The sequence below is a fragment of the Ralstonia pickettii genome, from assembly GCF_000607165.1.
Taxonomy (GTDB): domain Bacteria; phylum Pseudomonadota; class Gammaproteobacteria; order Burkholderiales; family Burkholderiaceae; genus Ralstonia; species Ralstonia holmesii.
Genome location: NZ_JFZG01000006.1, coordinates 988,682 through 1,014,401 on the forward strand (window position 1 = coordinate 988,682; position 25,720 = coordinate 1,014,401).

Annotated in this window: 27 protein-coding genes; 9 read left to right on the forward strand and 18 right to left on the reverse strand. The window is 63.5% G+C overall.

Features of this window, described 5'->3' with window-relative positions:
* Positions 1 to 24: 24 nt before the first annotated feature.
* The 3 genes from secB to BG83_RS0110950 all read right to left on the reverse strand — a co-directional run bounded on the left by secB (position 25) and on the right by BG83_RS0110950 (position 1,415).
* Complete coding sequence (gene secB / locus BG83_RS0110940) at positions 25 to 543, reverse strand: protein-export chaperone SecB (RefSeq protein ID WP_024976757.1); 519 nt, start codon at positions 541 to 543, stop codon at positions 25 to 27.
* A gap of 173 nt (positions 544 to 716) precedes the next feature.
* Complete coding sequence (gene grxC, locus BG83_RS0110945) at positions 717 to 974, reverse strand: glutaredoxin 3 (protein WP_024976758.1); 258 nt, start codon at positions 972 to 974, stop codon at positions 717 to 719.
* A gap of 18 nt (positions 975 to 992) precedes the next feature.
* Positions 993 to 1,415 carry a rhodanese-like domain-containing protein gene (locus BG83_RS0110950; RefSeq protein WP_024976759.1) on the reverse strand — a complete coding sequence of 141 codons (423 nt, stop codon included), beginning with the start codon at positions 1,413 to 1,415 and terminating at the stop codon, positions 993 to 995.
* A gap of 174 nt (positions 1,416 to 1,589) precedes the next feature.
* On the opposite strand from BG83_RS0110950, the gene gpmA reads away from it, so the two are divergent.
* From gpmA to BG83_RS0110965, 3 genes are all read left to right on the forward strand, one after another.
* The gene (gene gpmA / locus BG83_RS0110955) at positions 1,590 to 2,336 is read left to right on the forward strand and encodes a 2,3-diphosphoglycerate-dependent phosphoglycerate mutase (RefSeq protein ID WP_024976760.1); all 747 of its coding nucleotides are present in this window, start codon (positions 1,590 to 1,592) and stop codon (positions 2,334 to 2,336) included.
* Positions 2,337 to 2,454: 118 nt separating this feature from the next.
* Entirely contained in the window at positions 2,455 to 4,071 is a 1,617-nt protein-coding gene (locus BG83_RS0110960; RefSeq protein ID WP_024976761.1) for a S41 family peptidase, read from the forward strand.
* 69 nt (positions 4,072 to 4,140) lie between these two features.
* Complete coding sequence (locus BG83_RS0110965) at positions 4,141 to 4,890, forward strand: HesA/MoeB/ThiF family protein (RefSeq protein ID WP_024976762.1); 750 nt, start codon at positions 4,141 to 4,143, stop codon at positions 4,888 to 4,890.
* Between the two features lie 67 nt (positions 4,891 to 4,957).
* On the opposite strand, the gene bfr is transcribed toward BG83_RS0110965, so the two are convergent.
* From bfr to BG83_RS0111015, 10 genes are all read right to left on the reverse strand, one after another.
* On the reverse strand, positions 4,958 to 5,437 hold the full coding sequence (bfr, locus tag BG83_RS0110970) for a bacterioferritin (RefSeq protein WP_004637092.1): 480 nt from the start codon (positions 5,435 to 5,437) through the stop codon (positions 4,958 to 4,960).
* A 148-nt stretch (positions 5,438 to 5,585) separates the two neighbouring features.
* Entirely contained in the window at positions 5,586 to 5,861 is a 276-nt protein-coding gene (locus tag BG83_RS0110975; protein WP_024976763.1) for a (2Fe-2S)-binding protein, read from the reverse strand.
* Between the two features lie 231 nt (positions 5,862 to 6,092).
* Positions 6,093 to 7,844 carry a phosphoenolpyruvate--protein phosphotransferase gene (gene ptsP, locus BG83_RS0110980; RefSeq protein ID WP_024976764.1) on the reverse strand — a complete coding sequence of 584 codons (1,752 nt, stop codon included), beginning with the start codon at positions 7,842 to 7,844 and terminating at the stop codon, positions 6,093 to 6,095.
* 44 nt (positions 7,845 to 7,888) lie between these two features.
* The gene (locus BG83_RS0110985; protein ID WP_004637085.1) at positions 7,889 to 8,158 is read right to left on the reverse strand and encodes an HPr family phosphocarrier protein; all 270 of its coding nucleotides are present in this window, start codon (positions 8,156 to 8,158) and stop codon (positions 7,889 to 7,891) included.
* Complete coding sequence (locus BG83_RS0110990; protein ID WP_024976765.1) at positions 8,127 to 8,582, reverse strand: PTS sugar transporter subunit IIA; 456 nt, start codon at positions 8,580 to 8,582, stop codon at positions 8,127 to 8,129. The genes BG83_RS0110985 and BG83_RS0110990 overlap by 32 nt, the downstream gene beginning before the upstream one ends.
* A 119-nt stretch (positions 8,583 to 8,701) precedes the next feature.
* The gene (gshB, locus tag BG83_RS0110995) at positions 8,702 to 9,673 is read right to left on the reverse strand and encodes a glutathione synthase (protein ID WP_024976766.1); all 972 of its coding nucleotides are present in this window, start codon (positions 9,671 to 9,673) and stop codon (positions 8,702 to 8,704) included.
* 31 nt (positions 9,674 to 9,704) lie between these two features.
* Positions 9,705 to 11,000, reverse strand: coding sequence for a glutamate--cysteine ligase (gene gshA, locus BG83_RS0111000; protein ID WP_024976767.1), 1,296 nt, complete (start codon positions 10,998 to 11,000; stop codon positions 9,705 to 9,707).
* Between the two features lie 366 nt (positions 11,001 to 11,366).
* Positions 11,367 to 12,914 carry an ammonium transporter gene (locus BG83_RS0111005; RefSeq protein ID WP_024976768.1) on the reverse strand — a complete coding sequence of 516 codons (1,548 nt, stop codon included), beginning with the start codon at positions 12,912 to 12,914 and terminating at the stop codon, positions 11,367 to 11,369.
* Between the two features lie 30 nt (positions 12,915 to 12,944).
* Positions 12,945 to 13,283, reverse strand: a complete 339-nt coding sequence (locus tag BG83_RS0111010) for a P-II family nitrogen regulator (protein WP_004637070.1) — start codon at positions 13,281 to 13,283, stop codon at positions 12,945 to 12,947.
* 46 nt (positions 13,284 to 13,329) lie between these two features.
* Positions 13,330 to 14,145, reverse strand: coding sequence for a TorF family putative porin (locus BG83_RS0111015; protein WP_024976769.1), 816 nt, complete (start codon positions 14,143 to 14,145; stop codon positions 13,330 to 13,332).
* 531 nt (positions 14,146 to 14,676) lie between these two features.
* Between BG83_RS0111015 and BG83_RS0111025 the strand changes: the two genes are divergently transcribed.
* The 3 genes from BG83_RS0111025 to BG83_RS0111040 all read left to right on the forward strand — a co-directional run bounded on the left by BG83_RS0111025 (position 14,677) and on the right by BG83_RS0111040 (position 17,362).
* Positions 14,677 to 14,934 carry an accessory factor UbiK family protein gene (locus BG83_RS0111025; RefSeq protein ID WP_024976770.1) on the forward strand — a complete coding sequence of 86 codons (258 nt, stop codon included), beginning with the start codon at positions 14,677 to 14,679 and terminating at the stop codon, positions 14,932 to 14,934.
* Positions 14,935 to 15,102: 168 nt separating this feature from the next.
* Positions 15,103 to 15,615 carry a hypothetical protein gene (locus BG83_RS0111035; RefSeq protein ID WP_024976771.1) on the forward strand — a complete coding sequence of 171 codons (513 nt, stop codon included), beginning with the start codon at positions 15,103 to 15,105 and terminating at the stop codon, positions 15,613 to 15,615.
* Between the two features lie 214 nt (positions 15,616 to 15,829).
* Positions 15,830 to 17,362: a YifB family Mg chelatase-like AAA ATPase gene (locus tag BG83_RS0111040; protein WP_024976772.1), complete on the forward strand. Its 1,533-nt coding sequence runs from the start codon at positions 15,830 to 15,832 to the stop codon at positions 17,360 to 17,362.
* Between the two features lie 64 nt (positions 17,363 to 17,426).
* Here the strand turns inward: BG83_RS0111040 and BG83_RS0111045 are convergent, their stop codons facing one another.
* Together BG83_RS0111045 and BG83_RS0111050 are read right to left on the reverse strand one after the other, a co-directional pair.
* Positions 17,427 to 18,068, reverse strand: a complete 642-nt coding sequence (locus BG83_RS0111045; protein ID WP_024976773.1) for a LysE family transporter — start codon at positions 18,066 to 18,068, stop codon at positions 17,427 to 17,429.
* Positions 18,069 to 18,164: 96 nt separating this feature from the next.
* A complete protein-coding gene (locus tag BG83_RS0111050; RefSeq protein WP_024976774.1) occupies positions 18,165 to 18,734 on the reverse strand; it encodes a hypothetical protein in 570 nt (189 codons plus the stop codon).
* Positions 18,735 to 18,820: 86 nt separating this feature from the next.
* On the opposite strand from BG83_RS0111050, the gene BG83_RS0111055 reads away from it, so the two are divergent.
* The 3 genes from BG83_RS0111055 (at position 18,821) to BG83_RS0111065 (ending at position 20,880) form a co-directional block, all read left to right on the forward strand.
* Complete coding sequence (locus tag BG83_RS0111055) at positions 18,821 to 19,336, forward strand: O-acetyl-ADP-ribose deacetylase (RefSeq protein WP_024976775.1); 516 nt, start codon at positions 18,821 to 18,823, stop codon at positions 19,334 to 19,336.
* Positions 19,337 to 19,438: 102 nt separating this feature from the next.
* Positions 19,439 to 19,999, forward strand: a complete 561-nt coding sequence (locus BG83_RS0111060) for a TlpA family protein disulfide reductase (RefSeq protein WP_024976776.1) — start codon at positions 19,439 to 19,441, stop codon at positions 19,997 to 19,999.
* Positions 20,000 to 20,142: 143 nt separating this feature from the next.
* Positions 20,143 to 20,880, forward strand: a complete 738-nt coding sequence (locus BG83_RS0111065) for a DUF2278 family protein (protein ID WP_024976777.1) — start codon at positions 20,143 to 20,145, stop codon at positions 20,878 to 20,880.
* Positions 20,881 to 20,937: 57 nt separating this feature from the next.
* Here BG83_RS0111065 and BG83_RS0111070 read toward each other — a convergent pair whose 3' ends face one another.
* The 3 genes from BG83_RS0111070 to BG83_RS0111080 all read right to left on the reverse strand — a co-directional run bounded on the left by BG83_RS0111070 (position 20,938) and on the right by BG83_RS0111080 (position 25,689).
* Positions 20,938 to 22,254 (reverse strand): sigma-54-dependent transcriptional regulator, encoded by a 1,317-nt coding sequence (locus BG83_RS0111070; protein WP_024976778.1) that lies wholly within the window; start codon positions 22,252 to 22,254, stop codon positions 20,938 to 20,940.
* A 25-nt stretch (positions 22,255 to 22,279) separates the two neighbouring features.
* Complete coding sequence (locus tag BG83_RS0111075) at positions 22,280 to 24,298, reverse strand: sensor histidine kinase (RefSeq protein WP_051541467.1); 2,019 nt, start codon at positions 24,296 to 24,298, stop codon at positions 22,280 to 22,282.
* A gap of 101 nt (positions 24,299 to 24,399) precedes the next feature.
* On the reverse strand, positions 24,400 to 25,689 hold the full coding sequence (locus BG83_RS0111080) for a dicarboxylate/amino acid:cation symporter (protein WP_024976780.1): 1,290 nt from the start codon (positions 25,687 to 25,689) through the stop codon (positions 24,400 to 24,402).
* Between the last annotated feature and the right edge of the window lie 31 nt (positions 25,690 to 25,720).

Consider the following 25,720-nt stretch of genomic DNA (forward strand, 5'->3'; position numbering starts at 1 on the left):
CCTCTGGCGCAGTGCGCCTCGTACTTAGTGAGTAGCCTTCGAGCCGTCCGGCATCACGAGGCCAGCATTGCCGCCAGCTTGTGCCTCTTCCATGGCGGCAGTCAAACGCTGCTCATACAGGGCCTGGAAGTTGATCTCAGCCAGGTGGATCGGCTGGAAGCCAGCGCGGCCGATGGTGTCGGCAATGTTCGAGCGCAGGTACGGGTACACGATGGTCGGGCAGGCGATGCCCAGCAGCGGGTCCATCTGTTCGGCCGGCACGTTGCGGATATCGAAGATGCCCGCTTGCTTGGCTTCCACCAGGAACGCGACCTTCTCTTGCACCTTGGTCGTCACCGTACCGATGACGGTCACTTCAAACACGCCTTCAGCCAGTTGCGAAGCGGCGACGTCCACCTGCACTTCCACGGACGGCTGTTCCTGCTCGAGGAAGATGTGCGGCGAGTTCGGTTGCTCCAGCGACAGGTCCTTCAGGTAGACGCGCTGGATGTTGAAGAACGGCTGGCCATCCTGGCCCGGTTGCTGCTGTTGCTGGTCGCTCATGACTCGCCTTCAAATGGGATGTGGTCAGTGCTTGGCGGAAGCCTCCGCCGCACAAAACGCGTATGGTACATGACCAAATGGGGCCCGCTATAAGAGCCGGCCCAAAAGTACAACGCCCGGTCAAAACCGGGCGTTTCTGTGTGGCGCGCAGGTCGCCAGACCGGGCCGCCGAATCAGGCAGCCAGCAACGGAACCAAGCCACCGTCGCGGTCCAGCGCAGACAGATCATCGAAGCCGCCGATGTGGCGCTCGTCGATATAAATCTGCGGAACCGTGCGGCGGTTCGTGCGCGTCATCATCTCTTCGCGCTTGCCGGGTTCGCGATCGATCAGGATTTTCTCGATCTGCTCGACACCGCGTTGCTTAAGGAGTCGTTCCGCTGCCACGCAATAGGGGCAGACGGTGGTGCTGTACATGACCACGTGCGCCATAACTTCAACCTCGTATCTTTATTTCACAACCGGAAGGCCAGCTTGTTGCCAGGCGGCCAATCCGCCCTCGAGCGAATACACCTCACTGTAACCGGCCTGCTTCAGGACTGCTTGCGCCCGCCCAGCGCGCTGGCCGGTCTGGCATACGAGGATGATGGGGGTCTCTTTGTTCTTTGCAAGCCCGGAAGCCTTGCCTGCAAGCTCCCCCAGCGGCGCGTGCTTGGCTTGCGGCAGATGGCCGGCGGCGTATTCAGCGCTTTCACGCACATCCACCACCACGGCATTGCGGCGATTGATGAGCTGGGTGGCCGCCGAAGCACCCACCTTGGCGCCACCGCCGCCCGCAATGCGGCGCTGGATGGGCGCCCAGAGCAGCAGCAGACCCGAAACGATGGCGACGGCAAGCAGTGCGAGGTTGTTGTAATCGGCGAAGAACTTCACGGTATCGGTTTCCTGGGATGGGTCGGGCAAGTCTTATGGGCGAACATCAGCCGAACGATTCGGGGGCCCAATGCCCGCGGCATTATAAAATAGTTGGTTTCAGCGGCTGCACGATGACGTACGACACGTCGCAGCAGCCGCCCGCAGGTTTTCTCACTTCTCATCATGGCAGTCATGCACAAGCTCGTCCTCATCCGCCACGGCGAATCGACGTGGAATCTGGAGAACCGCTTCACCGGCTGGGTCGATGTCGACCTGACCGACACGGGCGTCGCCCAGGCCCGCCAAGGCGGCAAACTGCTGCGCGAAGCCGGCTTCACCTTCGATCTGGCCTACACCTCGGTGCTCAAGCGCGCGATCCGCACGCTGTGGCATGTGCAGGATGAAATGGATCTGATGTGGATCCCGACCCGTAATGAGTGGCGCCTGAACGAGCGCCACTACGGCGCGCTGTCGGGCCTGAACAAGGCCGAAACCGCCGCGCAATATGGGGACGAGCAAGTCCTGGTGTGGCGCCGCAGCTACGACACGCCGCCACCCGCGCTGGAGCCTGGCGCCGACAACGACGCCTTCGGCAACCCCCGTTACGCGGGCCTCACGCGCGAGCAGGTGCCCCTGACCGAATGCCTGAAGGACACCGTCGCACGCGTGATGCCGCTTTGGGATGAATCGATTGCACCGGCCATCAAGAGCGGCAAGCGCGTGGTCATCGCCGCGCACGGCAACAGCATCCGTGCGCTGGTGAAGTACCTGGACGGCATTTCCGACGCAGACATCGTCGGCCTGAACATCCCCAACGGCACGCCGCTTGTGTATGAGTTGGACGCCAACCTCAAGCCGATCCGCCATTACTACCTGGGTGACCAGGAAGCGATTGCCGCTTCGCTCGCGGCGGTGGCCAGCCAAGGCAAGTCGAAATAAACCGTAACGGGCGCTACGGCACTCCAACGCCTTTATACTGTCGAAGCCTGTAGCCCGGGATGTGCGCGAGCCGTCCCGGGCCATGTTTATCTACTGTTCCCACGTCCACGCTCGACACATGCGAACTTCGCTCAAGAACATCAGCTTGATCGCCATCGGCCTCGTCACCGGGGTTCTGGCGACGCTCCAGCTCTCCGCCACTGCGCAAAACGCGACGGTCGGCCCGCTTCCGCTGGAGAAGCTCAGGCTCATGGCGGACATCTTTGGCCAGATCAAGCGTGAATATGTCGAGCCGGTGGACGATGACAAGCTGCTGACCGAAGCCATCAAGGGCATGGTCGCCAGCCTCGACCCGCATTCGGCCTACCTGGACAAGAAGGACTTCCAGGAGCTGCAGGAAGGGACCCAGGGCCGCTTCGCCGGTCTGGGTATCGAGATCTCGCAGGAAGAAGGCCTGGTCAAGGTCATCAATCCGATCGAAGACACCCCCGCCTTCCGCGCCGGCGTGCAACCGGGCGATCTGATCACCCGCATCGACGACAAACCCGTGCGTGGCATGCCGTTGGAGCAAGCCGTCAAACGCATGCGCGGCGCGCCGGGCACCAAGGTCACGCTCACGATCTATCGCAAGAAGGAAGAACGCACGTTCCCGCTGACCATCACCCGCGCCGAAATCCAGGTGCAGTCGGTCAAGGCCAAGATGCTGGACAACGGCATCGCGTGGGTGCGCATCACCAGCTTCCAGGAACGCACCGTGCCGGACCTGGCCAAGAAGCTCAATGACCTGGCCAAACAAGACGCCCACCTGAAGGGCCTGATCCTGGACCTGCGCAACAACGGCGGCGGCGTGCTGCAAGCTGCGGTTGGCGTGTCGGCAGCGTTCCTGCCGCCGGACGCGACGGTGGTTTCGACCAACGGCCAGGTGCCGGATGCCAAGCGCACGTACAAGGCGAGCTTCGCCAACTACCGCTTGAGCAACTTCGATTCCGATCCCCTGGTCGGCCTGGACCCCGAGTTCAAGACCGTGCCGATCATCGTGCTGACCAATGCCTACACGGCTTCGGCCTCGGAAATCGTGGCCGGTGCGCTGCAGGATCATCACCGCGCCAAGACGATGGGCAAGACGACGTTCGGCAAGGGCTCGGTGCAGACCGTGCGTCCGCTGTCGAACGACACCGGCATCAAGCTGACCATTGCGTACTACTACACGCCGTCGGGCAAGTCGATCCAGGCCAAGGGCATCCGCCCGGATATTCCGGTTGACCAAAACCCGGACGGCGACCCGGACGATGCGCTGATTACGCGCGAAATCGACACCGAACGCCACCTGCACAACAAGCAGGAGTCGGAAGAAGCCGAGATGACCGAGCGCGAAAAGCGCCGCATCGAAGAACTGCGTCGTCTGGAAGAAGAAAACGCCAAGAAGACGCCCGAGCAGCGCGAGAAGGAGCGCAACAAGAAGCCGATCGAGTTCGGTTCGGCTGAAGACTTCATGCTGCAACAGGCCATTGCCGACCTGAAGGGTCAGCCGGTCAAACGCTCGAAGTCGGTGCTGGAAGCCGCGGCTGCCGCGGTGCCGGATAAGGCAGTGAAGTCGCCGGCGGCCAAGGAATCGAGCGCCCCGGCCAAGCTGCCCAAGGGCAAGGCGACACCGGCGTCCGAGCCGGCTGCCCCGAAGCCCAATGTTCCGGCCAGCGGCGTGCAGCCTGCACCGGAGCCCACCGGCGCCCGATAAGACACCGGCCGGCAAATACTGGCAAACTTACGAGGCCGTGCACTGCACGGCCTTTTTCATTGCATCACCATGAACGACGATCAACTGCTGCGGTACTCACGCCATATCCTGCTCGACGAAATCGGCATCGAGGGGCAGGCGCGCCTGCTTGAGAGCCACGCGCTTGTCATCGGCGCGGGCGGGCTGGGCGCTGCAGCCCTGCCTTATCTGGCGGCGGCTGGCGTGGGCACGCTCACTATCGTCGACGACGACTCGGTGGACTTGACCAACCTGCAGCGCCAGATCATCCACACAACGGAATCGGTCGGGCAACCGAAGGTGGCATCCGCGCAGGCGGCCATCGCTCGGCTGAACCCGGACGTGCGCGTGAATGCCGTGCAGCGCCGGCTCGATGCCGATGCAATCGGCGAGCTCCTCGATGGCGTGAGCGTGGTACTGGACTGCTCCGATAACTTCGGCACCCGCCAAGCCACCAACCTTGCCTGCGTGCGGGCTGGCGTGCCGCTGGTATCGGGCGCCGCCATCCGCTTTGACGGACAGATCAGCGTATTCGACAGCCGTGCCGGGGGCCCCTGCTACGCCTGCCTGTTCCCGCCCGACGAGCCTGCGCCCGATGTGGCGTGTGCAACGATGGGCGTGTTCTCGCCGATGGTGGGCATGGTGGGTACGGTGCAGGCCGCCGAGGCGCTCAAGCTGATCACCGGCATTGGCCGTTCGCTTGCCGGGCGTCTTCTGATGCTCGACGGTCTATCGATGCAATGGACGACGATGCGCATTGCGCGTGAGCCGTCATGCACCGTCTGTGGCGGCGCGCACTGAAGCGCCGGAACACGCGCAACAAAAAAAGGAGGCCAAGGCCTCCTTCTTTTTCGTCGGTTGACGAGGCTTACTCGCCCTCGGGCTCCATCTGCGATTGCAGATAGTTCTGAATGCCGACCTTGTCGATCAGCTCGAGCTGCGTTTCCAGCCAGTCGATGTGCTCTTCGGTGTCGTCCAGAATGTCGACCAAGATTTCGCGGCTCACGTAATCCTTGACCGATTCGCAGTAAGCGATGCCCTCGACCACGGTGCCGTGTGCGGCGCGCTCGAGCTTCAGGTCGCACTCGATGATCTCTTTCGTATCTTGGCCGATGAAGATCTTGCCCAGGTCCTGCAGGTTGGGCAGACCGTCGAGCATCAGGATGCGCTCGATCAAGCGATCGGCATGCTTCATCTCGCCGATCGACTCCTTGTACTCGTGGTCCCCGATGCGCTTGAGCCCCCAGTGGCCGTACATGCGCGCGTGGAGGAAATACTGGTTGATGGCAGTCAGCTCGTTCTTGAGCTGGGCGTTCAGATATTGGATGACCTTCTTATCGCCTTTCATTCTTGGGGCTCCAGCAAAGTGCAACTGCGGTGATGGACGCACGCACGCGTCCGCTCAAGGCGAGCCCTGTGCCTGACCAGCAAGCAGCAAATGCCACCGAGGCTCAACGCCTGGGCGGCAATTCGCGGCGACAGGGAAAGACGGGAAATCAGGCAGCCAATGCACCGGGCACGAGGGCCTGATCATTGGCGACGGGCTCGTCGCGACGCTCGATTATGGCATGCGTGCTTGCGCGGCCCAAAATCTGATCGACAGGGACACAGCTCACCGCTTCGGCGAGCACCTGCTTGGCGCAGTCCCGGCATTGTCCGCAGCACGTACCCACGCCGAGCGTTTCGGCGAGTTCGTCCATCGTCGACACGCCCAGACGGGCGGCGCCATGGATTTCGCGGTCGGTCACTTGGTTGCAGATGCAGACGTACACGGGGATTCCTCCGCAGCGCTCAGAACGCGCTGTAAAACCAGAATAACAGAGAATGGAAATGAGAACAATTCTTGTTCTACCCCATTCTGAGCGGAGGGTCATGCGGGTGCACGGGAGCCGTCTTTCCGGAGAAAAACGTGCAATTTCAATCACTTAAAGAAGGATTGGTCCTGGGAAGGCGATGCGCCGGTACGACACGCGGTTACAGCCGGCGCGTTGGAAATGCCTGAATCAGGCCCGCGCCAGCGCGCTCAGCGCCTCTTCGATTTCGGCCGGTTCGCACGCGTGCAGCAGGCGTTCGGCCTCGCGCATCAGACGTGGGCGGTCCGAGCGCAGGATCTGTTGCTTGACGCTCAGCAACTGCGACGGATGCATCGAAAATTCGGTGAGACCCATGCCCAGCAGCAGGCGTGTCATGGTGGCGTCCCCCGCCATCTCACCGCACACTGAAACCGGCGTGCCCGCCTGATGCGCTTCGCGAATGGTGCGCGCGATCAATTGCAGCACCGCTGGGTGCAGTGGGTCGTACAGATGCGCGACCGCGTTGTCGGCACGATCGATGGCGAGCGTGTACTGGATCAGGTCGTTTGTGCCGATCGAGAGGAAATCCAAGCGGCGCAGGAACACCGGCAGGATCAGCACGGCGGCCGGAATCTCGATCATGGCGCCGACCTTGATGGTCGGGTCGTAGGCCACGCCATCGGCGTCGAGCGAAGCCTTGGCGCGTGCCAGCAAATCGAGCGTCTGGTCGATTTCGCGGGCGTGCGCGAGCATCGGCACGAGAATCTTGATAGGCCCAAACGCAGACGCCCGCAACAGCGCGCGCAACTGCGTCAGGAACATCGCCGGTTCCGACAGCGACCAGCGGATCGCACGCAAACCCAGCGCCGGATTGGGCGCAGTCTCGAACACGTCGTCGCGGATGTCCAACGGCTTGTCAGCCCCGATATCGATGGTGCGGATCGTAACGGGCAGGCCCATCATCGATTCGACGGCGGTACGGTAAGCGCGGAACTGTTCTTCCTCGTCGGGCAGGGCGCCACGACGGTTCATGAAGAGAAACTCGGAGCGGAACAGGCCCACGCCCACGGCACCGGCTTTGACGGCCGCGGCCGCATCTTCCGGCATTTCGATGTTCGCGTGCAGATCGATTTGCGTACCGTCGAGCGTGACGGTGGGCGTATGGCGCAGGCGTTCGAGACGCTTCTTCTGCAATTCGCCTTCGCTGCGGCGGTGGCGGTATTCCTCGAGGATGGACGCGCTCGGATCGACGATGACGATGCCGTTGTCTCCATCAATGACGACGATGTCGTCCTGGCGAATCAGCGTGCTCGCGTTATGCACCCCCACGGCCGCCGGAATGTCGAGGCTGCGCGCCACGATGGCGGTGTGCGAAGTGCGGCCGCCCAGATCGGTCACAAAGCCGGCGAAGGTCTGGCCACGGAACTGCAGCATATCGGCCGGCGCAATATCGTGCGCGACGACAATCATGCCGGCATCCGGATCACAGCCGACCGCCACCGGCGCGGGCGCCAACGCGGGCGCGCCGGCCAGCACCTTCAGAATGCGTTCGACCACCTGCTCGATGTCGGCCTTGCGCTCGCGCAAGTATTCGTCTTCGATTTCGCCGAACTGGCGGATCAGTTCTTCAAGTTGCGTTGTGAGCGCCCACTCTGCGTTGTAGCGTCGCTGGCGAATCAACGTCTCTGGCACCTGCGAGAGCAACGCGTCATCCAGAATCATCGCGTGCACATCGAGGAAGGCGCCCATCTCTTCGGGCACGTCGGTGGGCAGGTCGCGCTTGAGTGCGGCCAACTCGGCGCGCACGGTGGCGCGGGCACTGCGCAAACGCTCGACCTCGGCCTCAACCTTGTCTTCATCGACGAGGTAGTGCGACACGTCAAGCGCCGCACGCGCCAGCATGTGGGCGCGGCCAATGGAGATGCCGCGCGAGACCGGAATACCGTGCAGGGTAAAAGGCATAGACGCTGGCCGGAGCGGCGTTGAAGTGGAATGCGGCGGGCGGGTTATTCGCCTTCGCCGAAGCGATCGTTGATGAGCGCGACGAGACCATCCATGGCGTCGTGCTCGTCGGGCCCGTCGATCTCCAGCGTGACGGTGGAACCGATGCCCGCAGCCAGCATCATCACGCCCATGATGCTCTTGGCGTCGACCTGACGGCCGTTGCGCGACATCTTGATCTGGCTGTCGAACTTGCTGGCGAGCTGCGTGAGTTTGGCGGAGGCGCGGGCATGCAGCCCGAGCTTATTGATGATGGTGATATCCCTCTGCAGCATATTTGTCTGGATGATTGGCAACCTGGTTCTGAACGGCTGTCGAGCCGACCTGCAGTACGCCTTGCGCGCCGCCGGCCAGAGCCTTGGCGGCAAGTTGTTCGAGTTTTTCGGAGCGATAGCAGATGGCGCGCACGAGCATCGGCAGATTCACGCCGGCCAGCACGCGCACGCGGCCGGGATCGGCCAGGCGCGAGGCGATATTGGCAGGTGTGGCTCCGAAGATGTCGGTCAGCACCAGTGCGCCATTGGCCTCGATGAGTTCGGCAAGCTTGTCGCGCGCCTGAGCCAGCACGGCAGCCGGCTCGGCATCGGGCAGGACATCGATTGCGCCCAGCCGCTCGGGCGGACCGCAATAGACGTGTGCAGCGCAATCGCGCAGTGCGCTGGCCAGCGGCGCATGAGCGATGATCAGAATCCCTGCCATGATCGAAAAGCGAATGGGTATAACGCTGATTGTATCAGGGCCATTTGGCGCAATTGTGCGGCCGTGTACTGGTCCTCCCCCTTGTGGAGGACCCTCGGCGGAGGGGCCATGCCGCCATATCAGGCGGGCTTGCGCGCCAATCCGCTGCTCTTGCCTGCGGCGCGCTCCAGTGCATCGATGAACATTCCGGCCACGTTGAAGCCCGTCTGTTGCGTGATTTCCTGGAAGCACGTCGGGCTGGTGACGTTGACCTCGGTGAGGTAATCCCCAATGACGTCCAGGCCGACGAGCAGCAGGCCGCGTTGCCAGAGCACGGGTGCAAGTGCATGTGCGATCACCTGATCACGTTCGGACAGCGGTTGCGCCTTGCCCGTACCACCCGCCGCCAGATTGCCGCGGACCTCGCCGGCCATCGGCACGCGTGCCAGCGAATGCGGCACCGGCGAACCGCCGATCAGGAGAATGCGCTTGTCGCCCTCACGGATCGCAGGAATGTACTGCTGAGCCATGATCGTGCGCGCGCCGTTGTCGGTGAGCGATTCGATGACCGCCCCGAGGTTCATGCCATCCGGCCCCACGCGGAAGATGCCCGCGCCGCCCATGCCGTCGAGCGGCTTGAAGATGACGTCGCCCTGCTCGGCGTGGAATTCGCGCAGGCGCTTGGCATCGCGCGACACGACGGTCGGCACGGTGAATTCGCGGAACTGCGCGATGGCGAGCTTCTCCGAATGGTCACGAATCGCCTGCGGTTTGTTGAACACGCGCGCGCCCTGACGTTCGGCAATCTCCAGCAGCCACGTGCTGGTGACGTACTCCATGTCGAACGGCGGGTCCTTGCGCATCAGCACCGCGTCAAAGCCAGTGAGCGGCAGCAGGCGCGCATCACCGGCGCGATACCAGTCGTGCTCGTCGCCGGTCAGGGCGATCGGCGTGGCAACGGTTTCGACCACGTTGTTCGCCAGCGTGAGCTGTGACTGCAGGCACGTGTAGATGGCATAGCCGCGCGCTGCCGCCTCGCGCATCATCGCAAAGGTGGAATCCTTGTAAGTCTTGAACGTCGACAGCGGATCGACGATGAACAGGATGCGCATGGCGGCTCCTTCTGCAGCGGGGTACAGCCGATCAGATCAGCGGGTTCGGGTCGGTCTTCTCAAGCTCGAGCGAGGCAGCCAGCAGCGCCAAGCGCGCCACCACGCCGTACATATAGAAGCGGTTCGGCTCGCCGGCGCCCGGCTTGGCATGGCTGTCCGGCAGCGAATTCGACGCAAACGGCAGCGGCACGAAATGCATGCCCGGCGCGTTGAGATTCTCGTCCACGCCACGGCCCGTGTGAACCCGGTAGAAACCGCCCACCACATAGCGGTCGATCATGTAGACGACGGGCTCGGCCACAGCTTCGTTGATCTTCTCGAAGGTGTGCACGCCTTCCTGCACGATCACCTCGGAAACCTCCAGGCCTTCCTTGACCACGCTCATCTTGTTGCGCTCCTTCCGGTTGAGGCCCTTGACCTCGGAAGGATCGCGCACCGTCATCACGCCCATGCCATAGGTGCCGGCGTCGGCCTTGACCACCACATACGGGGTCTCATTCACGCCGTATTCCTTGTACTTCTTGGCGGTTTTCTTGAGCACCGTCTCCACTGCGTGGGCGAGTTCTTCCTCGCCGGCCCGCTCATGGAAATCCAGCCCGCTGCATTTGGTGAAGTACGGGTTGACCATCCACGGGTCGATGTCGATCAGCTTGGCGAACTTCTTGGCCACTTCGTCGTAGGCAGCAAAGTGGTTGGTCTTGCGACGCTGCGACCAGCCGGCATGAAGCGGCGGCAGCAGATATTGCTCGTTGATGTTCTCGAGGATGGGCGGCACGCCGGCTGACAGATCGTTGTTCAGCAGGATCGAGCACGGATCGAAGTCTTCCATGCCCAGGCGGCGGCCCTTGGTACCGATGCGCTTGAGCGGCTCGACCACCAGCCGTTGCCCATCAGGCAAGTCGATCGGCGTCGGCTCGGTGATGTCCTCTGAAAGCGATCCGAGGCGCACATTCAACCCGGCTTGGCGCATGATCTGCGACAGGCGCGCCACGTTCTGCAGATAGAACATATTGCGCGTGTGGCGCTCGGGGATCAGCAGGAGGTTCTTGGCGTCCGGGCAGATCTTTTCGATGGCGGCCATCGCCGCCTGCACGGCCAAGGGCAGCATCTCGGGCGCGAGGTTGTTGAAGCCGCCTGGGAACAGGTTCGTGTCGACCGGCGCCAGCTTGAAGCCGGCGTTGCGCAAATCGACGGAACAGTAGAACGGCGGCGTGTGTTCCTGCCACTCCAGGCGGAACCAGCGTTCGATGGCGGGCGTGGCGTCAAGAATCTTCTGCTCGAGCTCGAGCAGCGGCCCGTTCAGCGCGGTGATCAAGTGCGGAACCATACCCTTCCTATTGATGTTATTTATCGCCCACTCCGATTGTAGAGGAACAGGCAATAGCTTGCAGACGACAGCGGGCTATCGATATGCGGTCAGGAAAGAGGATTCGCAAGAGGCGCAGTGCGGCAGTGCAGCAAGCCACACAAAAAACGGGCAAAAAAAAAGCGCGGGGCTGCCGCGCTTGGGGAATAGCCTGACAGATACGGGGAGCGTTCTGCAGGTGGAGGAAACCACGTCTGCAATGTAAGCGTCCGCATAACGAGAGGCAATTGAAGGTTTTTTACATCGGACTTAAGGACGTCCAGCTCAGGGGCCGCCTAACAAAAAACCCGGCGCACAGCCGGGTCTTTTGCAGGATGAGGCGGACGATTAGTCTTCGTAGGCGGTTTCGCCGTGCGACGTGATGTCCAGACCCTCGCGCTCCTCTTCTTCCGGCACGCGCAGGCCGACAATGGCATCGACGATCTTGTACGAGACGAACGCCACCACCGCAGACCAGATGACCGTGGTCGCCACGCCCTGGAACTGGATCCACAGCTGGCCGCCGATCGAGTAATCGTCGGCAACCTTGTTGGCGACATAGTCGTAGATGCCGGTGCCGCCAAGGCTCGGTGCCGCGAACACGCCGGTCAGCAGCGCGCCGAGGATACCGCCCACGCCGTGCACACCGAACACGTCGAGCGTGTCGTCCATGCCCAGCATGCGCTTGAGGCCATTCACGCCCCACAGGCACAGCAGGCCGGCGATGATGCCGAGCGCAATCGAACCCATCGGGCCGACAAAGCCAGCAGCCGGCGTGATGGCCACCAGGCCAGCCACGGCACCGGATGCAGCACCCAGCATCGACGGCTTGCTCTTGCCGAACCACTCGCCGAAGCTCCACGACAGCACGGCTGCGGCGGTCGCCAGCAGCGTGTTGACGAAGGCCAGCGCGGCACTGCCGTTGGCTTCCAGGGCCGAACCGGCGTTGAAGCCGAACCAGCCGAACCACAGCAGCGAGGCACCGACCATCGTCAGCGTCAGGCTGTGCGGCTTGAGCGCCTCACGGCCAAAACCGATGCGCTTGCCGAACAGGAAGGCACCCACCAAACCCGCCACGGCGGCGTTGATGTGCACCACGGTACCGCCGGCAAAGTCCAGCGCGCCCTTCTGGAACAGCCAGCCCGACTTAGCGGTCATCACCTCGGCCGCCTTGGCGTCGGTAAAGCCGTCCGGACCCGGCCAGAACCAGACCATGTGCGCGATCGGCAGGTAGCTGAAGGTGAACCACAGCACCACAAACAGCAGAACAGCCGAGAACTTCGCGCGTTCGGCGAAGGCGCCGATGATCAGCGCGCAGGTAATCGCCGCAAACGCACCCTGGAAGGCGAAGTACGCGTATTCCGGCACCACCACGCCCTTGCTGAAGGTGGCGGCAACCGAATCCGGCGTCAGGCCCTTGAGGAACAGACGATCCAGCCCGCCGAAGAACGCGTTGCCCTCGGTGAACGCGAAGCTGTAGCCGTAGACGGCCCACAGGATGATGATGAGCGAGAAGATGCCCATGCACTGCATCAGCACGGACAGCATGTTCTTCTTACGCACCAGGCCGCCGTAGAACAGCGCCAGACCCGGCAGCGTCATCAGGATGACGAACGCGGTGGAGATCAGCAGCCACGCCGTGTCGCCCTTGTTGGGGACAGGTGTAGCGGCAGCCGGTGCAGCAGGCGCAGCAGCTGCGGCGGCCGGAGCTGCAGCAGCGGCGGGGGCTGCAGCCGGTGCAGCAGCGGCCGGCTCGGAAGCAGCGGCGGCTGCAACCGGCGCCGAAGCTTCAGCTGCCGGCTTGTCCTGTGCCACGGCCGGCGCCGACATCACGGCGCCCGCGAGCACGGCAACGACGGCCCCAGCCGTCAGGAATCGTGTGAACCAGGTTTTCATGTTTTGACCTCTTCCTTGGCGGATTGGGGCTTATAGGGCGTCGCCGCCGGTCTCACCGGTGCGGATGCGGATGACTTGTTCGACGTCGGCCACGAAGATCTTGCCGTCGCCAATCTTGCCGGTGCGCGCGGATTTTTCGATGGCCTCGACGGCGCGCTCGACCACGTCGTCGGGCACGGCCACTTCGATCTTTACTTTAGGCAGGAAGTCGACGATGTACTCCGCGCCGCGGTAAAGCTCGGTATGACCCTTCTGACGTCCGAAGCCTTTGACTTCCGTGACGGTAATGCCCGACACCCCCACTTCGGACAACGCCTCGCGGACCTCGTCGAGCTTGAACGGCTTGATGATGGCCATGATGAGTTTCATGCTGGTTCCTCCTCGGTCGGCGGCACCGGAGCGCCGCCGCGCATCGTTATTGGAAAGTCTTGGTGATCGACAGCAGGGCCGTGGCCTTGCCCATGTAGTTGCCGCGCGTGTTCGTATAGAACGCGCGCGAAGCGTTCGTATCGATGTAGGCCAGCGACGCCGCCCAGCCGTTGCCGAAGTCTTTCGTCACACCGACCTTCCAGTCGGCATACGAGGCGCGCACGGTCTGATGCGGCACTTGCTGGTAGCCGGCGTGCAGGTTCAGCGTCAGGCCCCAGAAGCCGGTGTCGAAGTTGCCCGACAGATCGAAGTATTGGCTGTGATGCGAATCAGGCGTGCCGAACAGGTTCGAGAACGCGTGCGAATACTTAAAGGTGACCGGGCCGTAGCCGATCTGCGCATAGCCTTCGGTCGTGTGCGGACGCGTGAAACCGTCAGGATAGCTGCCCGGGTAGTAGTACTGGAGCACGCCCACGTCGATCGGCACGTCCTTGACGATCTCGGTCTTGTAGCCGCCGTAGAAATCCATCTCGATCGGCGCGGAGACGTTCGAGTTCGAATCGCTCAACCAGCTAATCGACGAGTTCCAGTTACCGATGTAGAAGCCTTCGGGCAACACACCGCCCGGAATGGCGTAGTCAAAGCCGCCCTGGATGGCGGGCTTGTTGTTGGTCTGCATGATGCCGCGATAGCGGTATTGGCTGGCCAGCGTGACGTTGGCCGTGAGCGCGGCAGGCGCCGGCGCGGGCGCGGCGGCCGGTGCATCAGCCGCAGGTGCGGACTGCGCGATGGCAGATTGGCTCACACCGGCAACGGCACCGGTCAGGAGTACAAGGCTGGCTGCGTACGCAAACTTCTTCATAACGGCTCTCCCCCTTTAGAAAGTCGCAACGGCAATGGAAAAAAATCGCACCAGTTCTGCAACTGTCATGCCATGTTGATGTCGTCGGATTGGAGGGTGTCTTCGGTCACAGCGTCGCGCTGCGCCAGGGCGCAAAACCGCAGGAAATTGGGGACGGGTCTCTCCTGGCACCGCCTGCTGGCCGCCAACGCTTGCCGCAGGCGGATTCACGCACGGGGGGCCACACCGTCATGGCGCGATAAAAACCATGTGATAGAGTGATTTCAGCCCCATGCAATGGCTCGCACGGCCGGGTGCGGAAACTGTGAAGACCGATTCTGTCCCCGTTTGTATGGCGCCGCCAATGCCGCATCGCAGCGAGATTTGACGCAAGGTGTGCCGTTCAGAGCGCCCAGCCGGTACCATCGCGACCGGCAGCACCGAAACCACGCGCCAAGCACAGGCCTTCGCACCACGGCACAGCAATTTTCACGCACAGTTGCGGTGCATGCACCGGCTTGGCGCAGACAGCACGACCCACGGAGCAAACACATGAAACCGACCGATCTCTTTTCCGACTTTCAAAACCGCGTAAGCGAAGCCCTGCGTAACTCGCCGGCGGCTGATATCGAGAAGAACGTCCGCGCGATGATGACCCAGGGCTTCTCCAAGCTCGATCTGGTCACGCGTGAGGAATTCGACGTGCAATCGCAAGTGCTGGCGCGTACGCGTGCGCGTCTGGAAGAACTGGAAACGCGCGTGGCCGCGCTGGAAGCGCAACTCAAGTCAGCTACCCCGGCTGATCAGTAATCCGCCGCCGGGTGTTGCGCCTGGCGCGCATCTGCAAGGCTGCGGTGCCGGCCGCCGCACCCTTGCTGCGGCGCACAGCGAAAAGATCGATGCGCCGCCTTGTTGCGGCTGACGAACTGATCTAGAACGTCCTTAAGACGCGCGCGCACCGCGCTTGAGGAGAAGATCATGCAACATCGTCTCTACTTCCTGATGCCGGACGTCGTCAGCGCCCGGCGCGTGATGAACGACCTCCTGCTGGCGCGCATCACCGAGCGCCACATCCACTTCGTCTCCAAGCCCGGCATCGATCTCACCGGCCTGCACGAAGCCAACATCCTCCAGACTTCGGACATCGTCCACGCCACTCAGAATGGGCTGGTGATCGGCGGGGGTGCGGGCGTGCTGGCGGGCATCGTGGCGGCCATCTTCCCGATCATCGGCGAAGGGCCGCAGTGGGGCATGGTCGGCATTACCACCGTCGTTGGCGCGCTGTTTGGCGCCTGGGCCTCGAGCATGATCGGCAGCTCGGTGCCAAACAGCCGCCTGAAACCGTTCAAGCAGGCAGTGGAGGATGGGCAGATCCTGCTGATGGTCGATGTGCCGCGCTCGCGCGTGAAAGAGGTACGCGCGCTGCTGCAGAAGACGCATCCCGAAGGCCACTTCAGCGGCGAAGACACGGCCATGCCGGCCTTCCCCTGAGTTGATCTGCCGACAACGAAGCCGGAGCCCAGTGCTCCGGTTTTTTTTGCCCGTTTCTCATGCCGACGGCGATCGTCAAATTTGGATGCCGGTGAACATGGCGGCGCAACGCGGCTGGCACAGTGGAGGGTTCCGCAACCGCCACGCTCCGTCACGCCATGCACCGATGCCACGCCCACCGCCTTGCTCGTGAGTTCTCTCGGAGGGCCGCGCGATGAGCCTTGCTGTACTGCGTTCGCGCGCGCTCTCGGGGATCGATGCACCGGCCGTCTCGGTGGAGGTCCATCTGGCGAATGGCCTGCCTTCGTTCACCATCGTCGGTCTGCCCGACACCGAGGTGAAGGAGAGCAAGGATCGCGTAAGGGCGGCCATCCAAAACAGCCGCTTTGAATTTCCGGCACGGCGTATCACCGTTAACCTGGCGCCCGCGGATCTCCCGAAAGAATCGGGCCGGTTCGACTTGGCGATCGCGCTGGGAATCCTCGCCGCCAGTCGCCAGATTCCGCACACGCATCTGGACGCGCACGAGTTTGCGGGTGAGCTGTCGCTGTCCGGCGATCTGCGGCCGATTCGCGGTGCACTGGCGATGGCGTATGCGCTATCGCGCAACCCCGTACTGGCCGATGGCGACACACCGCTTGCCCGCGCCTTCGTGCTGCCCGCCGAGAACGCCGCCGAAGCCGCGCTCGTGAGCGGCACAAAAGTCCTCCCGGCACGCACGCTCATCGAGGTATGCGACCACTTGAGCGCGCCGGACCGCAAGCTCGCCCCCGCGCTGCCCGCGCCGGTCGACATGGACATCCGCTACCCCGACCTGGCGGACGTGCGCGGGCAGCCGCAAGCGCGGCGCGCGCTGGAAGTCGCCGCCGCCGGCGGTCATTCCATGCTGATGATCGGGCCGCCTGGCACCGGCAAGTCGATGCTCGCACAACGGTTTCCCGGCTTGCTGCCGGACATGAGCGATGACGAAGCGCTTTCTGCCGCCGCCGTGATGAGCCTGACCACGCGCGGCTTCGACGCGCGGCGCTGGAAGGTGCGGCCATTCCGTTCGCCACACCACACGGCGTCTGCAGTGGCGATGGTGGGCGGGGGCAACACGCCAAGACCGGGCGAAATCTCGCTGGCGCATCAGGGGGTGCTCTTCCTTGACGAACTTCCAGAGTTCGAGCGCCGCGTGCTCGAAGTCCTGCGTGAGCCATTGGAGACGGGCCACATCACCATCTCACGCGCCGCGCATCAGACAGACTTCCCTGCCAGCTTCCAACTGATTGCCGCAATGAACCCGTGTCCGTGCGGCTATCGCGGGCATCCGTTGCGGGCGTGCCGCTGCACGCCGGATCAAGTGGAGCGATACCAGGCGCGCATTTCGGGGCCGCTGCTGGATCGCATCGACGTGCAGATCGAAGTGCCGACGCCATCGCAGGAAGAGTTGCTCGACGGGCCGCCTGGTGAACCGACGCTCAACGTAGCCGAGCGGGTTTCTGCTGCACACGCGCGACAACTTGCACGGCAAGGCAAACGCAACGCCTTGCTGGGTGGTCATGAAATCGATCTGCATTGCAGCCGCACCGATGCAGCCGATGGCTTGCTGCGCCACGCGATGACGCGCTTCTCGTGGTCCGCCCGCGCCTATGCGCGCGTGCTCAAGCTCGCCCGCACGATTGCTGACCTGGCAGGCGACGAGCAGATCGATGCAGCACATGTGGGCGAGGCAATTCAGTATCGACGCGGGGTGAAGGCGGATTAGCTTCCATCCACGCGCTGCGCCTTCAACCCACTTGGCGAGTCGCCCTGGGGGCGGCGTGTGAAACTCAGGCAGTCTGCCGCTTCACGAAAAACAGCGCTGCGCCGATGCTCATCAGCATGCCGCCGAAGAAGCGGCTCTGCCAACGCAGCGCACGCGGATTGCGGAACAGCCGCTGCGCCCGCGAGGCCAGCAGCGCATAACCGTGCATGACGATCAAGTCGACGAACACCATCGTCGCCGCCAGGATGCCGAGCTGCGAGAGCAGCGGCTTGGCCGGATCGATGAACTGTGGCAGCACGGCCACCATGAACAGGATGCCCTTCGGGTTCGTCAGATTGGTCAGCAACCCCACCAGGAAGCGGCGGCGCGCGCCACTGCCCGAGACCTTCACGGGCTCGCTCTCAGCCGGCTTGGCGATCTGAATGGGTGTGCGCCATTGCACGATGCCGAGGTAGATCAGGTACATCGCACCGACGATCTTGATGGCCGTAAAGGCGTGCTCCGACGCGATCAGCAACGCGCCCAGCCCGGCACCCGCAATGAACAGGATCACGACAATGCCCAGTTCCAGCCCCGCAATCGTGACCGACGTGCGGCGCACGCCATGCGTCAGGCCGTGGCTCATGCAAAGGATGGCGCCCGACCCCGGCGAGATGGCGATCACCCAGGCAGCCAAAAAGAAGGCCAGCCAGACTTGCAACGTCATGATGGTTCCCCGTGATGTGGTGAGTTGTGTTGCGGTAAAGCGGAAGACGGCGATTGTGCACCGGCTGCGGCCAGTGCGCACGGACCTGATTAGGGCCTAGTACGGATGGAAGCTGGAGAGAAACTGGTCGACCTGCTCCTGCTGGCGGGCATCGCGTGCGGCATCACCCGATTCCAGCACGACGGCTTGATATGCGCGCTTGCCCGTCGCGACCACGCGCGCGGTCAGCCGGCGCGGCGCGGGATCGTCCCCGCCCGCCCCCTGGGCGATCAATTCCACCGCCGGCAATGACAAAGGCGGCTGTGCGGCGGTCTGCACGGCGATGTCTCGTTCGGTCACACGGCCCTTCAGATTGGCGGACAAGCCATTGCGCAGCGCCTCCACCGCGCGCTGGCGCCAGACCGGATCATCCTCGGGCAGTTCCACCACACCGATGGCGAACAGCGTGCCGTCAACGCTGGCGGCCTGCATCGTCATCGGCATGCGTTGGCCGTTGATGGCGATGGGCCTGGCTTCTGCGGTGGGCTTGGCGGGGTAATCCACGGCGTAGGCGCCCTCGTTGGAATGGACCGTGCGCCAGTCGTATTTGGGGGAGCAAGCCATCAGCAGCGCACACGCCACCGCACCCAACCCGATCCGCCGGCCTGCCGTTGCTGTGACTGCCACATCGCCTCCTGTAGGTTTTCTGTCCGTTTTCGAGCCGCCTATTATCGGACAGAGATGCCCGCCCTTCGCTCGCCAAGGACCGCGCCATGCCAATCCCCTCCGTCACCCTGCGTGCCTTGCGCGCCGACATCACCACGCTGGACTGCGACGCCATCGTCAATGCGGCGAACAGCTCGCTGCTCGGCGGAGGCGGCGTGGACGGCGCTATCCATCGCGCGGCGGGGCCGGAACTGCTGGAGGCATGCCGCGCGCTCCACGGCTGCCGCACCGGTGAGGCCAAGCTCACGCCCGGTTTTCGACTACCCGCCCGCTACGTCATCCACACCGTCGGGCCGATCTGGCGCGGCGGCCGGCAAGACGAGGCTGGGTTGCTGGCCGCGTGTTACCGAAACAGTCTGGAACTGGCGCGCAAGCACGACGTTCGCAGCATCGCATTCCCATGCATCAGCACCGGCGTGTACGGCTTCCCGCCCCAATTGGCTGCGCCGATTGCCGTACGTGCCGCGCGAGAACACGGCGCCGGCCTGGACACGATCAGCTTTTGCTGCTTTTCCCCCACAGACCTGGCCTTGTATGAAGCCGCCCTCGCCAATGAAAAGTGACGCGAAAATCCCATCGCGGACGGATTGTCGCGGCCGACATGCGGCGCTGGCACGGCGGGCCTACAATAGATGCTTGATTTTCCTTCCGGACCCGTTGCCGCCATGGCCTCGACCCTGACTTCCTCCGCAACCTCACCGCCAGCTACCGCCACGTCCGGCGGCCGCCGTTGGTTGCTCCCCTTGATCGTGCTGGTGCTGGCAGTGGCCGGCTGGTTCGGCTGGCGTGCGTTCTCGCCGTCGCAGCAGGTGCCCGCCGCCACCTTCACGTTGCTGGATGGGAAAAAGCTCTCGACGCAAGACCTGAAGGGCAAGGTCTATCTCGTCAACTTCTGGGCCACGAGCTGCGCCACGTGCATCAAGGAAATGCCCAACATGATCCAGACGTACAACAAGTACAAGGGCGAAGGCCTGGAATACGTGGCCGTGGCGATGAACTACGACGCGCCAATGTACGTGATGAACTTCAGCCAGACGCGTCAGTTGCCCTTCAAGGTTGCAATGGACGCCGACGGCTCGGCCGCCAAGGCCTTCGGCGACGTGCAGCTCACGCCGACCACGTTCCTGGTCGACCGCGACGGCCGCATCCTCAAGCGCTACGTGGGCGAACCGGAATGGTCGTCGTTCGACGCGCTGCTCAAGCAGACGCTGGGCAAGCAGGCCTGAGCGGTCCGCGCCTCCCCGCAGTTCAAACGAAACGCCCGGTCAACGCCGGGCGTTTTTGTTTCTGGGCGACGCACGTTCCACACTAGGTTCACGCGGGCCTGTTGCAATGGCGGTCCGTCAATCCTAGGTTCGATGGAGTTTGCATGGCCAATCACTACTGCATGTTCAAGGGCAAGCTGAAATTCGGCGTGCCCTATCTGGAGGGCTACAACGGCAATCCGCATTACGCGATCGTGGTGGAAGCGCCGGATGGTTCGGAGTTCGTGGTGCTCGCCAACGTGAAATCCGACTCGAGCATGCCGGGTGCGGGTGCCGCCGGTTATCACGTGCTGTATCAGTGGACGGCCGATCTGCAGTTGCCGATCACCGCCGACCTGACTGCGCTGGCCCCCGGGCTGCACGAGAGCGGTTTCCCGCGTCTGGACTACGTGCGCGACGCCGGGCTGGTCGACTTTCCGAACATGCGGCCAATCGCGCTGGATACCGAGACCGAGCACAACGACATCAACGCGCTCGTTGACGACATGCTCAACCTCGACCGCACCGCCACGCCGATCGACTACGTCTACCACGGCAGCTCCGGCGACGACGACCGCAAAGGCTGGCCGCCGCGCACCGACGTGATGGTTTACGGCTTCGGCTTCCTGTTCGAGCCGCAGCACAACGGCCTGCACGAAACCCACATGAACCAGGGCAACCCGGTCGTGCATACACCGGGGGGGAAGGATCATTCGCGCGAGAACGGCACACAGCAGGACGGTGCTGTCATTGTGGAAATCGACGGCAAGTTTCAGGCATTGCTGATCGCATTCCAAACCCAGCGGATTCCGACGGACGACCGTGGATACCCGGTGGCGGATGCCCATCCGATTCTGGGTTGAGCACGAAAAGAAAACGCCCGGTCGATGCCGGGCGTTGTTGCGTGCGGGCATGCCAAGTCAAAGGCCGTATCGCTTGATCTTGTCATACAGCGTCGCACGGCCAACCTGCAGAATATCCGCCGCCTGGTGCACCGAGCCGCCCGTGCGCGCCAAGGTTTCCGCAATAACCGTGCGCTCGTAGCGTTCGACGCGCTCCTTGAGCGGCATGCCGTCTTCCGATGCATCCGGCACGACCGGCGTGCGGCCGACGCCAAGCACAAGACGATCGGCCGCGTTGCGCAGTTCGCGCACGTTGCCGGGCCAGTTCGATTGCATCAGCTCGTGGCGCTGGCGCTCAGCCAGCATCGGCAGCGGGCGTTGATAGCGCACGGCGGCCTCAAGCAGGAAATGTTCGAACAGCGGGATGATGTCTTCGCGGCGTTCACGCAGCGGGGGCAAATCGATGACGACCACGTTCAGGCGATAGTACAGATCGCGCCGGAAACCACCCGCCTCAATCAGCGCTTCCATATCGCCCTTGGCGGCCGCAACGATGCGCACGTCGATGCGCACCGAAACATTCGAGCCAAGCCGCTCCAGCGCGCCCTCCTGGAGCACGCGCAACAGCTTGACCTGCAACGCGATCGGCATGCTCTCGATCTCGTCGAGGAACAGCGTACCGCCCGAGGCATGTTCGAGCTTGCCGATGCGCCGCTTGCCCGCGCCGGTGAAGGCACCGGCTTCGTGGCCGAACATCTCGCTCTCGAAAATCTGTTCAGGCACGGCGCCGCAGTTCAGCGCGATGAACGGCTTGTCGTGACGCGGCGAGAGCATGTGCAGACTGCGCGCGACCAGCTCCTTGCCCGTGCCGGTCTCGCCGTTGATGAGCACCGGCGCATCGGTGGTCGCAACGTTCTCGATCAGCGCGCGCACTGCGCCCATCGCAGGCGAGCGCCCGATGATGCGCGTGCCTGCCGCCGGGCCAGCCAGTTCACGGCGCAGCGCGCGGTTTTCCAGCTCAAGCGCGCGACGCTCGACGGCACGGCGCACGGTTTCGGTCAGGCGCTCGGCGGGAAATGGCTTCTCGATGAAATCGAATGCGCCTTCGCGCATCGCCTGCACGGCCATCGTGATGTCGCCGTGGCCCGTGACGAGCACCACGGGAATCCCCGTGCCAAACGACTGGCAGTGCGCGAGCACGTCCAGGCCGCTTGCGCCCGGCAAGCGCAGGTCGCTCACGACCACGCCGGGGAAGTTCGCGTCGATCTTGCCGACGGCTTCTTCGGCGCTGCCGAATGCCTGCACGTTGAAGCCGGCAAGTTCCAGGCTCTGCGCGGTGGCCTGGCGCACAGGCGGGTCGTCTTCGATGAAGAGAACGTTCAAGCCTTCGGACATGGTTCGTATCTGTGTAGAAATCGGATCAGGTGGACGCCACGGAGGTGACGTCGGCGCGTACCAGTGTCAGCGTAAATTGCGCGCCGCCACCCGGCATGTTCGCAGCCGACAGCGAGCCGCCAAAGTCGCGCGCGATGCTGGTGGAGATCGCCAGCCCAAGGCCGAGCCCCTGGCCGATCTCCTTGGTGGTGAAGAACGGCTCGAACAGGTGCGGCATGGCGTCTGGCGGAATGCCAGGGCCGTTGTCGCGCACGGCAATGGTCAGTTGATTCGATTGCGCCGGCGCCCCCTCGGGGGGCCCGATGCTGATGTCGATGCGTCCGGCGCGGGCGGGTTCATTGGCGTTGATCGCATCGAGCGCGTTGCCAATCAGATTGATCAGCACTTGCTCCAGCTTCAGTTCATCCGCACGAACGACGGCATCTGCTTCGGGGATATGCCAGTGCAGTTCGAGTGCCACGTCGCCCAGGCGCGGACGCAGCAGCGCGAGCGTGTGATCGAGCGCCACGCGCACCTGCACATCCACCACCTTGCGCCGGGAGCGGCCCGCGAACAGCTTGAGCTGCGCGGTGATCTTGCCCATGCGCTCGGTCAGGTCGGCAATCGCCTGCAGGTTGTCCGTGGCGGCGCCGTGCTGGCCGCGTTCAAGCAGGATGCGCGTGTTGTCTGAGAACGTGCGCAGCGCGGCCAGCGGCTGGTTGAGTTCGTGCGTGATGCCGGCGGCCATCTGGCCCAAGGCCGCGAGCTTGCTGGCCTGCACGAGTTCGTCCTGTGTGGCGCGCAACTCGGCCTCGGCGCGCGTGCGGTCGACGATCTCGTGTTGCAGTTGTTCGTTGGTGGCCATCAGGTCGGCCGTGCGGTCTTCGACGCGGCGTTCGAGCTGGTCATACGCGGCTTCGAGCAGGCGGCGGCTGCGCAGCATCTCCATCATGCGCAGGCGGCGCTGGCGCCAGTAGAACAGCAGCAGGCAGGCAAACGCAAAGGCAAACGCCGCCGCCACGGTGGCGCTGCGGGCGGCGCTCATCACAGGGTCCACCGGTGTGAGGTACATCAGCGTCCAGTCAGGCTCGACGAGGTCACGCGAAACCTGCAGATAGCGCGTAGCGTTCGTGCGCTCGCCAACGCGAATCAGTTCTGCACCTTCCGGCAACCGTCCGGTCAATCGCAGGAAGGCAGGTGCCTCAGGCTGCAACGGCAGTGGCGTGATCTGCTTGCGGTAATACTGGCGCGTCGCCTCCAACTGCGCCTGCAGCTTGGAGGTGAGCGGCTCCACTGTGCGGTACTGCCACGCGGGCACGGACGACAGGAAAATCACACCGTTCTCGTCCGCCACCATCACGGGTTCCGACGCGTCGTGGCTGGCACGGCCGAACCATTCGAGGTTCAGCTTGACGACCGTCACGCCGATCACGCGACCGTCCTGCATGACAGGCTGCGAGATGTAATAGCCGGGCTCTTCGCGCGTGATGCCAATGCCGTAAAAGCGCCCGACGTGGCCTTCCGCCGCCTGCTGGAAATACGGCCGGAACAGATATTCAGCACCAACGAAGCTGTCGGGCTGGTTGTAGTTGGATGCGGCCAGTGCCTTGCCGTTGGGGGCGATCACATACGTAGCAGTGGCGTGAGCGCGATCGTTGACTTCGCGCAGATAGCGGTTCGCGCGGTCAACGTTGGCAGGCGTCGGATTGGAGAGCAGATCGTGGATGAACGGATGTAACGCCACCAGCGCCGGCAGGTATTCGTAGCGGTCGAGCGTGCTCTTGAGGTTGGCGGCATAGCGGTCGACCCGCCCCCCGGCGGCCTGCTGGGCCTGCGTGAGCCCCCGGTTCCACGCCACCACAAACGTGGTCGCGCACACCACGGCCATCACCACCACGAGCCCGAGCGCTACCAGCCACCAGAAGCCGCGTCGCGAGCCGGAAGCGCTGCTCAAAGAGAAATCGGGATCGGACATCGGCTGGAGGTCGGCGGCAGAGAGTGTTGCCGTGCCTTCCAAAGCCGTGCCTGCAGTCGGCATGCCGCCGAGGTGCTTCACGAGGTGCATCCCAAAAAAGAAGCGGGGCCGTCTGGAAGGACAGGCCCCGCAATCATACGCTTTGCGCTTTCAAGCGCCGGCGCCCGCAGGCGCCAGCCAGATTGGATCGATCAAACTGCCGGGGTGGCCGGCACGCGCTCATCGCTACGGTCGCCCGACAGCACGCGAGCCAGCTTGGCGCGATCCAGTTCACGTTCCCAGGCCGAGATCACCACGCAGGCCACGCCGTTGCCGGTGATGTTGGTCAGGGCACGGCATTCGCTCATGAAGCGGTCGATGCCGAGAATCAGCACCATGCCCGCCACCGGAATATCCGGCACCACGGCCAGCGTTGCGGCCAGCGTGATGAAGCCCGCACCGGTGATGCCCGATGCGCCCTTCGACGTCAGCATGGCAACGGCCAGGATGGTCAGCTGCTGCGTCCAGGTCAGCTCGATGTTCAGCGCCTGCGAGATGAAGATCACCGCCATCGTCATGTAGATGTTGGTGCCGTCCAGGTTGAACGAGTAACCGGTCGGAACCACCAGGCCCACCACCGACTTCGAGCAGCCCAGCTTCTCCATCTTTTCCATCAGGTGCGGCAGCGCCGATTCCGACGAGCTCGTGCCCAGCACGATCAGCAGTTCTTCCTTGATGTACGACACAAAGCGGAAGATGTTGAAGCCGACCAGCCGCGCGATGATGCCCAGCACCACCACCACGAAGATGATGGCCGTCAGGTAGAACGTACCGACCAGCTTGAGCAGCGGCACCAGCGAGATCACGCCGTACTTGCCGATGGTGAATGCCATGGCGCCAAAGGCACCGATCGGGGCCACGCGCGTGATGATGTGCACGATGCGGAAGAACACGTGCGCGACCTGGTCGATGAAGTCCGTGACGATCTGTGCACGGTCACCGATCGCCGAAAGCGCACCGCCAAACAGCAACGCGATCAGCAAAATCTGCAGGATGTCGCCCTTGGCAAAGGCGTCGACAACCGTGCTCGGGATGATGTTGAGCAGGAAGTCGACCGTGCTGGCCGAATGCGCCTTGGCGGCGTACTGGGCAACGGCCTTGGCGTCGATGGTGTTCACATCAACGTTGAAGCCCGAGCCCGGGTTGAAGATGTGGCCCGCGGCCAAGCCAATCACCAGCGCGAAAGTCGAGACGACCTCGAAGTAGAGCAGCGCCTTGCCGCCCACGCGGCCCACCTTCTTCATGTCGCGCATGCCGGCAACGCCGGAGACGACAGTACAGAAGATGATCGGCCCAATCACCATCTTGATCAGTTGGATGAAGCCATCGCCCAGCGGCTTCATCTTGACGGCAAGTGCGGGCGAAAAATGGCCCAGCAGAACGCCGATGACGATGGCCGCCAGCACCTGTACGTACAGGATTTTATAGAACGGTTTTTTCATGTCTTCCTCGAGTGTCACAGACCGGCCGTGC